Origin of the sequence: Streptomyces sp. H27-H5 (assembly GCF_026627505.1) — a bacterium.
GTDB lineage: Bacteria > Actinomycetota > Actinomycetes > Streptomycetales > Streptomycetaceae > Streptomyces.
Window position 1 is genome coordinate 79,554 of record NZ_JAPNLK010000028.1, and the last position, 8,912, is coordinate 88,465.

Here is an 8,912-nt window from a genome sequence, read left to right on the forward strand (position 1 = left end):
CCCGTGGGACGGTCTTGGGACCGCCCGCTCAACCCCGGGGATGACGGGATCCCCTCAGGGCGTACGCCGCTGCCTGGGCCCGGACGCGGTCGAACCGCGGACCACCAACTCGGGGAGGAAGACGAACTCGCTGTGCGGGGCCGGGGTACCGCCGATCTCCTCCAGCAGGGTCCGGACCGCCGCCTGCCCCATGGCCTGCACCGGCTGCCTGATCGTGGTCAGCGGCGGATCCGTGAACGCTATGAGAGGGGAGTCGTCGAAGCCCACCACCGACACGTCCTGCGGAACCTTCAGGCCCTGCTGCCGCGCGGCCCGGATCGCACCGAGCGCCATCATGTCGCTCGCGCACACCACCGCCGTGCAGCCCCGCGCGATCAACGCGGTCGCCGCGGCCTGCCCGCCCTCCAGCGTGTACAGGGAGTGCTGGATCAACTCCTCGACCTCGGCCTCGTCGAGTCCGAGCCGTTCCTTCATGCCGAGCCGGAAACCCTCGATCTTGCGCAACACCGGCACGAACCGCTTCGGTCCGACCGCGAGGCCGATCCGCGTGTGACCGAGCGCCGTCAGATGGGTCACCGCGAGCTGCATCGCCGCCCGGTCGTCGGGGGAGACGAACGGAGCCTGGACCTTGTCGGAGAAGCCGTTGATGAGGACGTACGGAACGCCCTGCCCGCGGAGCTGGTCGTAGCGCCCCATGTCGGCCGTGGTGTCGGCGTGCAGACCGGACACGAAGATGATCCCGGAGACCCCGCGGTCCACCAGCATCTCCGTCAGCTCGTCCTCGGTGGACCCGCCGGGCGTCTGCGTGGCCAGCACCGGGGTGTACCCCTGCCGGGTCAGCGCCTGCCCGATGACCTGCGCCAGCGCCGGAAAGATCGGGTTGTCGAGTTCGGGGGTTATCAGACCGACGAGTCCGGCGCTGCGCTGGCGCAGCTTCACGGGCCGCTCGTAGCCGAGCACGTCGAGCGCGGCCAGCACGGATTCGCGGGTGCCTGCGGCCACACCGGGCTTGCCGTTGAGCACGCGGCTGACTGTGGCTTCGCTGACCCCCGCCTGGGCTGCGATGTCGGCTAGCCGTGCGGTCACGGGATTGGACTGTACCGGTCACGCGTCACAATGCCCACCACGTGCACGAGTCCGGGGGCAACAGGACACTGCGACCGTCCGTCTCCACGGGTGCGCTGGAGAGCACCGGCCGCCCCGGCGAGGGGAGTTGGAGCGCCTGGGGCCGGGTGTTGAGGGTGCAGGCGAAGCCGGGGCGGGTGAACAGCAGCACCCCCTCCGGAGCGGGCAGCCACGTCAGGCCCCCCGCGTCCGGGGAGCCCAGCCCGGGCAACGCGCGCCGCAGCTCCAGCGCCGCCCGGTACAGCTCCAGCGTGGAATGCGGGTCGCCGGTCTGCGCGGCGACGCTGAGCCCCGCCCAGTCGGCGGGCTGCGGCAGCCAGCTGCCGCCCGGCCCGAAGTCGTACGGAGGCGCCTCCCCGGACCAGGGGAGCGGGATCCGGCAGCCGTCACGCAGCCCGTCCTGCCCGGAGCCGCGGTGGAAGGCGGGGTCCTGGCGGACGGTGTCGGGGAGGTCGACGACCTCGGGCAGGCCGAGTTCCTCGCCCTGGTAGACGTACGCGGATCCGGGCAGCGCCAGCATCAGCAGCGCGGCGGCACGCGCCCGGGCCAGACCCCGCGCGCCGCCCCCGTACCGGGTCACGTGCCGCACCACGTCGTGATTCGAGAGCACCCACGTCGTCGGCGCACCCACGGAAGCCGTCGCGGCCAGCGACTCGTCGATGACGGTGCGCATCGCGCCCGCGTCCCACGGACAGTTCAGGAAGCGGAAGTTGAACGCCTGGTGCAGCTCGTCGGGCCGCACGTACAGCGCGAGCCGCTCCGAGGTCGGGGCCCAGGCCTCCGCCACCCCGATCGCGGGCCCCGGCCGCGGGCCCTCGTGCGCGTCGAGGAGCCGCCGCCAGGAACGGTGGATCGCGTGCACCCCGTCCTGGTCGAAGAAGGGGAGCGGCTCCGTGCCGATCAGGGTGGCCTGGGCACCGCGGCCGATGTCCGGCAGCCCGGGCGCCTTGACCATGCCGTGCGCCACGTCCACCCGGAACCCGTCCACACCGAGGTCCAACCAGAACCGCAGCACGTCCGCGAACTCCGCCGCCACCTCGGGATGGTCCCAGTCGAGGTCGGGCTGCTCGGGCGCGAACAGGTGCAGGTACCACTGCCCGTCCTCGACACGGGTCCAGGCGGGCCCCCCGAAGATCGACTCCCAGTCGTTGGGCGGCAGCTCGCCGGCCACGCCCCGCCCCGGACGGAAGTGGTACCGCTCCCGGGCGGCGGGATCCTCCAGGGCCGCCCGGAACCACGGGTGCTCCTCGGAGGTGTGGTTCGGCACCACGTCCACGATCACCCGCAGCCCCTGGGCGTGCGCGGCCCGCAGCAGCTCGGCCGCGTCGGACAGGTCGCCGAAGAGCGGATCCACGGCCCGGTAGTCGGCGACGTCGTAACCGCCGTCCGCCTGCGGGGAGACGTAGAAGGGGGTCAGCCACACGGCGTCGACCCCCAGCCGGGCCAGGTGGGGGAGCCGCTCGCGCACCCCGTTCAGGTCGCCGACGCCGTCGCCGTCGCTGTCGGCGAAGGAACGCACGTACACCTGATAGATGACGGCATCGCGCCACCAGCCGCCGCTCGCGCCGGTGTTGCTGGAAGCGCTTGCAAGCCGGGGCGCGGTCAGCTCATGGGTCATGTCGGGGTCAACGCGGCGACACACCCCCTGGTTGCGGGCCCGGCGACTCGAAGCCGACTCGAACTAACAGCAAGCTGCGGCAACCGTACGGACACACGGATGTAACGATCACCATTGCTTGCAGAAAGTTGCCGCAAGGTCTTTCGGTCGGCTTTCAGTCTTGTTACGTTCCTGGCAACTCGGGACCGCGAGGAAGCGGCCGGGATCATCGAAGGAGTTCATATGCGGCGTGGCATAGCGGCCACCGCGCTGGTCGCGGCCCTGGCGCTCGCGGCGACGGCTTGCAGCGGTGACAGCGGGAACGACAACGGCGACACCAAGGCCGGCGGTGAGCTGACCGGCACGGTGACGTGGTGGGACACCTCGAACGACGCCGAGAAGGCCAGCTTCCAGAAGATCGCCCAGGCGTTCACCGCGAAGCACCCCAAGGTCACCGTCAAGTACGTCAACGTCCCGTACGGCGACGCGCAGAACAAGGCCAAGAACGCCTTCACCAGCGGCTCCGAGGCCCCTGACGTGATCCGCGCCGACGTCGGCTGGGTCGCCGACTTCGCCTCCCTCGGCTACCTCGACGAGGTACCCGCCGAGACCGCCAAGAAGGTCGACGCGGAGTTCCTCCCGCAGGCCGCGGCCAGCGGCAAGTACGAGGGCAAGACCTACGCCGTCCCGCAGGTCATCGACACCCTCGGCCTCTTCTACAACAAGAAGATGCTCGCGGACGCCGGTGTCAAGCCCCCCACCACGCTGGAGGAGCTGAAGACCGCCTCCGCCGCCATCAAGGCGAAGACCGGCAAGGCCGGCCTGTACCTGCGCGGCGACGACTCCTACTGGTTCCTCCCGCTGATCTACGGCGAGGGCGGCGACCTCGTCGACGCGAAGACCAAGACGGTCACCGTCGACAACGCCGCGGGCGTCAAGGCCTTCAAGACCGCCCGCGACCTGGTCACCTCCGGCGCGGCGATCACCAACGCCACCGACGGCTGGGTCAACATGCAGACCGCCTTCAAGTCGGGCGAGGTCGCCATGATGATCAACGGCCCCTGGGCCGTCGCCGACAGCTACGCCGGCGACCAGTTCAAGGACAAGGCCAACCTCGGCGTCGCCGCCGTCCCGGCCGGCTCCGTCAAGGCCGGCGCCCCGCAGGGCGGCCACGACCTCGCCGTCTACGCCGGCTCCAAGAACCGCACCGCCGCCCACGCCTTCGTGGAGTACATGACCTCCCAGGAGGTCCAGGTCCAGTCCGCCAAGGACCTGAGCCTGCTCCCGACCCGCACGGCCGCCTACGAGCAGCCGGACGTCAAGGGCAGCGAGATGGTCCAGTTCTTCAAGCCGGCCGTCGACAAGGCCGTCGAGCGCGCCTGGATCCCGGAGAACGGCTCCCTCTTCGAGCCGCTGAAGGTCGAATACACCAAGGCGGTCACCGGGGCGGCAAGCCCCGAGGACGCGGCCAAGGCGGCCGGCGTCGAGTTCCGCAAGATTCTGAAGGGCTGGAAGTAACAAGACCATGGCTGCTCACACCAGCCAGTCGGTGGCGAAGGCCGCGGGCAACGATGACGGCGCCAAGAGCGACGACATCGCGGCCCGCGGCCGGAGCCGCAGGACTGACAGCGGGAATCGCGGTGGCTTCAAGCGCGCGCTGGCCACCCACTGGTACGCCTGGACGATGATCACCCCCGTGGTGCTCGTCCTCGGCGTCATCATCGGCTGGCCCCTCGTCCGCGGCGTCTACCTGTCGCTGACCGACGCCGACGAGCGCAACGTCGGCCGCACGATCGGCGCCAACCACATCGAGGCCACCTACGAGTTCGTCGGCCTCGACAACTACGCGGCCGTCCTCACCGACCCGGTGTTCCTGCAACGGCTGGTGTGGACGGTCAGCTGGACCGTCCTGTGCGTGTCGATCACCTTCGCGCTCGGACTGGCCCTGGCCACCATGCTCAACCGCGACTTCAAGGGCCGCGCCGCCTACCGGATGGCACTCATCCTGCCCTGGGCCGTCCCCGGCTTCGTGTCCGTCTTCGCCTGGCGGTTCCTCTTCAACCGCGACAACGGCATCCTCAACAAGCTGCTCGACGGCGGCGGCATCTCCGCCATCCCGTGGCTCGACGACCCGACGTGGGCCAAGGTCTCCGTCATCACCGTCAACGTCTGGCTCGGCGTCCCCTTCATGATGGTCGCCCTCCTCGGCGGCCTCCAGTCCATCCCCGGCGAACTCTACGAAGCCGCCGAGATGGACGGCGCCACCCCCTGGCAGCGGTTCCGGCACATCACCCTGCCCGGCCTGCGCGCCGTCAGCATGACGGTGATCCTGCTCTCCACCATCTGGACCTTCAACATGTTCCCGGTGATCTTCCTGCTGACGCGGGGCGGGCCCGGCGACTCCACCGAGATCCTGGTGACCCAGGCCTTCCGCCAGGCCTTCGTGGCCAGCCCCCGCGACTTCGCGGGCTCCGCCACCTGGGGCGTGCTCATCCTCGCCCTGCTCATGATCTTCGCGCTGGTCTACCGGCGCTCGCTGCGCAAGCAGGGAGAGGTGTGGTGACCGTGTCGACCGCCACGAACAAGGAACAGGCGGCCGGACCCCGCCGGGGACGCCGCTCCCCGACCGCCTCCGTCGGACTGCACGCCACCCTGGTCGTCGCGTCCGTCATCGCCGTGTTCCCGGTCCTGTGGGTCCTGCTGACCTCCATCAAGCCCGCGAAGCACGCCATCAGCACCGACTTCGTGAAGGAACCCACCCTCGACAACTACCGCTACCTGGTGGAGTCGACCTCCTTCTTCTCCTGGTTCGCCAACTCCGTCCTCGTCGCCGGCGTCACCACGATCCTCGGCGTGTTCATCGCGGCCACCACCGGCTACGCCGTCAGCCGGTTCAAGTTCCCCGGCATGAAACCGCTCATGTGGACCCTGCTCATCACGCAGATGTTCCCCATGGCCATCCTCATCGTCCCGCTCTACAACCTCATGGGACAGCTCGGCCTGCTCAACCAGCCCGTCGGCCTGATCATCACGTACCTCACCATCGCCGTGCCCTTCTGCGCCTGGATGATGAAGGGCTTCTTCGACACCATCCCGGTGGAGATCGACGAATCCGGCCGCGTCGACGGACTCAACCCCTTCGGCACCTTCTGGCGACTCATCCTGCCCCTGGCCAAACCCGGCCTCGCCGTGACCGGCTTCTACGCCTTCATCACCGCCTGGGGCGAAGTCGCCTACGCCTCCGCCTTCATGGTCGGCGACGAGAACCTCACCCTGGCCGGCGGACTGCAGACCTTCGTCACGCAGTACACCTCCAACTGGGGAGCGATGACCGCCGCCTCGGTCCTCATCGCCATCCCCGCCGCCGTCTTCTTCCTCTTCGCCCAGCGTCACCTCGTCGCCGGAATGACCGCAGGCGCGACCAAGGGCTGACCACCCCTGCCTGCTCCCGCATCACCGGCCCGATCTCTTCAAGGACGACATGACCCAGCACCTCGCCGACGCCCTCCCCACCACGACCGGTACCCAGCCCGGCTGGTGGAGAGAAGCGGTGATCTACCAGGTCTATCCACGCAGCTTCGCCGACTCCAACGGGGACGGCATGGGGGACCTCGAAGGCATCCGGAGCCGACTGCCCTACCTCAAGGAACTGGGCGTCGACGCCGTCTGGCTCAGCCCCTTCTACGCCTCCCCGCAGGCCGACGCCGGATACGACGTCGCCGACTACCGGGCCATCGACCCCATGTTCGGCACCCTGCACGACGCCGACGCCGTGATCCGCGAAGCCCACGCCCTGGGCCTGCGCATCATCGTGGACCTCGTCCCCAACCACTGCTCCGACCAGCACGAATGGTTCAAGCAGGCACTCCGCGAAGGCCCCGGAACCCCCCTGCGCGAACGCTTCCACTTCCGGCCCGGCCAGGGCGCCGACGGCTCCCGGCCGCCCAACGACTGGGAATCGATCTTCGGCGGTCCCGCCTGGACCCGCGTCGAGGACGGCGAGTGGTACCTGCACCTCTTCGCGCCCGAGCAGCCCGACTTCAACTGGGAACACCCCGCCGTCCAGGACGAGTTCCGCTCCATCCTGCGATTCTGGCTCGACCTCGGCGCCGACGGCTTCCGCATCGACGTCGCCCACGGCCTCGTCAAGGCCCCCGGCCTGCCCGACCTCGGCCGCGACGAACAACTCAAGCTCCTCGGCAACCAGGTCCTCCCCTTCTTCGACCAGGACGGCGTCCACGAGATCTACCGCTCCTGGCGCACCGTCCTCGACGAGTACGCCGGCGACCGCATCGGCGTCGCCGAGGCCTGGACCCCCAGCGCCGACCGCACCGCGCTGTACCTGCGCCCCGACGAACTCCACCAGGCCTTCAACTTCCACTACCTGAACACCGGTTGGGACGCCGAGGCGCTGCGCTCCGCCATCGACGACTCCCTCGACGCCATGCGCCCCGTGGGTGCGCCGACGACGTGGGTGCTCTCGAATCACGACGTGGTGCGGCACGTGACCCGGTACGGGGGCGGCGCGCGGGGTCTGGCCCGGGCGCGTGCCGCCGCGCTGCTGATGCTGGCGCTGCCCGGATCCGCGTACGTCTACCAGGGCGAGGAACTCGGCCTGCCCGAGGTCGTCGACCTCCCCGACGCCGTCCGCCAGGACCCGTCCTTCTTCAAGGAGAACGGCCAGGACGGACTCCGCGACGGCTGCCGCGTACCGATCCCGTGGTCGGGCGAGGAAGCCCCGTACGGCTTCGGCAGCGGCGGTAGCTGGCTGCCGCAGCCCGCCGACTGGGCCGGCCTGAGCGTCGAGGCCCAGACCGGCGACCCGCACTCCACGCTGGAGCTGTACCGGGCCGCGCTGCGCATCCGCCGCGAGCGCGACGACCTGGGCGCGGGCGACTCCGTCCACTGGCTGGAGGCCCCCGAAGGCGTACTGGCCTTCCGTCGCGGCGCGTTCACCTGCACGGTCAACACCACCGGGGAACCCGTACGCATGCCGCTGCCCGGCACGGCACTGCTGGCCAGCGCCGAGCTGACCGACCCGGACGTACTGCCCGGCGACACGGCGGTGTGGTGGCAGGGGTGACCAACCCCCTCAGGCTGACGGACATCGCCGCGCAGGCCCAGGTCAGCGAGGCGACCGTCAGCCGCGTCCTCAACGGGAAAGCGGGCGTCGCGGCCGGCACCCGGCACAAGGTGCTGGCCGCGCTCGACCTGCTGGGCTACGAACGCCCGGTGCGGCTCAAACGCCGCAGCAACGGCCTCGTGGGCCTGCTCATCCCGGAACTCACCAACCCCATCTTCCCGGCGTTCGCCCAGGTCATAGAGCAGGCGCTGGCGGGGCACGGGTACACGCCGGTGCTCTGTACCCAGACGCCGGGCGGGGCCACCGAGGACGAGCTGGTCGAGCAACTGGAGGAGCGGGGGGTCACCGGCATCGTCTTCCTGTCCGGCCTGCACGCGGACTCCTCCACCGACCCCTCGCGCTACCAACGGCTCGCCGCCCGGGGCGTGCCGTTCGTCCTGATCAACGGATTCAACGAGCACGTCAACGCGCCCTTCATCTCCCCGGACGACCGGGCGGCCGCCGACATGGCCGTCCGGCACCTGGAAGACCTCGGGCACCGCCGCATCGGCCTGGCCATCGGGCCGACGCGCTACGTCCCGTCGGCGCGCAAGGAGGCCGGCTTCACCGCCGCCCTGCCCTCGGCCGCCGCCGAAGGGCTCATCCAGCGCACCCTGTTCACCGTCGAGGGCGGCCACGCGGCGGGCGGAGCCCTGCTCGACCGCGGATGCACCGGCATCGTGTGCGGCAGCGACCCGATGGCGCTCGGTGTCATCCGCGCGGCCCGAGAGCGGGGACTGCGCGTACCGGAGGACGTGTCGGTCGTCGGCTTCGACGACTCCCCGCTGATCGCCTTCACGGACCCCCCGCTGACCACGGTCCGCCAACCGGTCCGCGCGATGGCGACGGCCGCGGTGGGCGCCCTGCTCGAAGCGGTGTCGGGAACGCCGGTCCAGCGCACGGAGTACGTCTTCCAACCGGAACTGGTGGTGAGAGGCTCGACGGGCCAGGGGCCGGGGGACTGAGGGGGCGGGGTCGGGGCCGGGTTTCGGTGGGGCGGGGTCGGGGGTGCGGCCACCGCCCACCCGCACCCCCGCCCCGCCCCCTGAAACCCGCCCCGCCCCACCG

At 70.6% G+C, this 8,912-nt stretch carries 7 protein-coding genes; 5 read left to right on the top strand and 2 right to left on the bottom strand.

Features of this window, described 5'->3' with window-relative positions; translation table 11 throughout:
* Positions 1–54 precede the first annotated feature (54 nt).
* Together OTB19_RS16380 and OTB19_RS16385 are read right to left on the bottom strand one after the other, a co-directional pair.
* The gene (locus tag OTB19_RS16380; protein WP_267798974.1) at positions 55–1,086 is read right to left on the bottom strand and encodes a LacI family DNA-binding transcriptional regulator; all 1,032 of its coding nucleotides are present in this window, start codon (positions 1,084–1,086) and stop codon (positions 55–57) included.
* Positions 1,087–1,111: 25 nt separating this feature from the next.
* On the bottom strand, positions 1,112–2,743 hold the full coding sequence (locus OTB19_RS16385) for a glycoside hydrolase family 13 protein (protein ID WP_267798975.1): 1,632 nt from the start codon (positions 2,741–2,743) through the stop codon (positions 1,112–1,114).
* Between the two features lie 222 nt (positions 2,744–2,965).
* Here OTB19_RS16385 and OTB19_RS16390 point away from each other — a divergent pair, with 222 nt between their 5' ends.
* Genes OTB19_RS16390 through OTB19_RS16410 form a run of 5 tightly spaced genes read left to right on the top strand, consistent with a single transcriptional unit; the run spans position 2,966 to position 8,809 of the window.
* Positions 2,966–4,240: an extracellular solute-binding protein gene (locus OTB19_RS16390; protein WP_267798976.1), complete on the top strand. Its 1,275-nt coding sequence runs from the start codon at positions 2,966–2,968 to the stop codon at positions 4,238–4,240.
* Between the two features lie 7 nt (positions 4,241–4,247).
* Positions 4,248–5,285 carry a carbohydrate ABC transporter permease gene (locus OTB19_RS16395; protein ID WP_267798977.1) on the top strand — a complete coding sequence of 346 codons (1,038 nt, stop codon included), beginning with the start codon at positions 4,248–4,250 and terminating at the stop codon, positions 5,283–5,285.
* Positions 5,282–6,154 (top strand): sugar ABC transporter permease, encoded by an 873-nt coding sequence (locus OTB19_RS16400; protein ID WP_266947254.1) that lies wholly within the window; start codon positions 5,282–5,284, stop codon positions 6,152–6,154. Before OTB19_RS16395 ends, OTB19_RS16400 begins: the two co-directional genes overlap by 4 nt.
* Positions 6,155–6,203: 49 nt before the next feature.
* On the top strand, positions 6,204–7,805 hold the full coding sequence (locus OTB19_RS16405; protein WP_267798978.1) for an alpha-amylase family glycosyl hydrolase: 1,602 nt from the start codon (positions 6,204–6,206) through the stop codon (positions 7,803–7,805).
* On the top strand, positions 7,793–8,809 hold the full coding sequence (locus tag OTB19_RS16410; protein ID WP_267798979.1) for a LacI family DNA-binding transcriptional regulator: 1,017 nt from the start codon (positions 7,793–7,795) through the stop codon (positions 8,807–8,809). Before OTB19_RS16405 ends, OTB19_RS16410 begins: the two co-directional genes overlap by 13 nt.
* Positions 8,810–8,912 lie beyond the last annotated feature (103 nt).

Excerpts from the sequence above, each read along its gene's own strand:
- OTB19_RS16390 (WP_267798976.1), top strand. The coding sequence starts at position 2,966 with ATGCGGCGTGGCATAGCGGCCACCGCGCTGGTCGCGGCCCTGGCGCTC.
- OTB19_RS16405 (WP_267798978.1), top strand. The coding sequence starts at position 6,204 with ATGACCCAGCACCTCGCCGACGCCCTCCCCACCACGACCGGTACCCAG.
- OTB19_RS16395 (WP_267798977.1), top strand. The coding sequence starts at position 4,248 with ATGGCTGCTCACACCAGCCAGTCGGTGGCGAAGGCCGCGGGCAACGAT.
- OTB19_RS16385 (WP_267798975.1), bottom strand. The coding sequence starts at position 2,743 with ATGACCCATGAGCTGACCGCGCCCCGGCTTGCAAGCGCTTCCAGCAAC.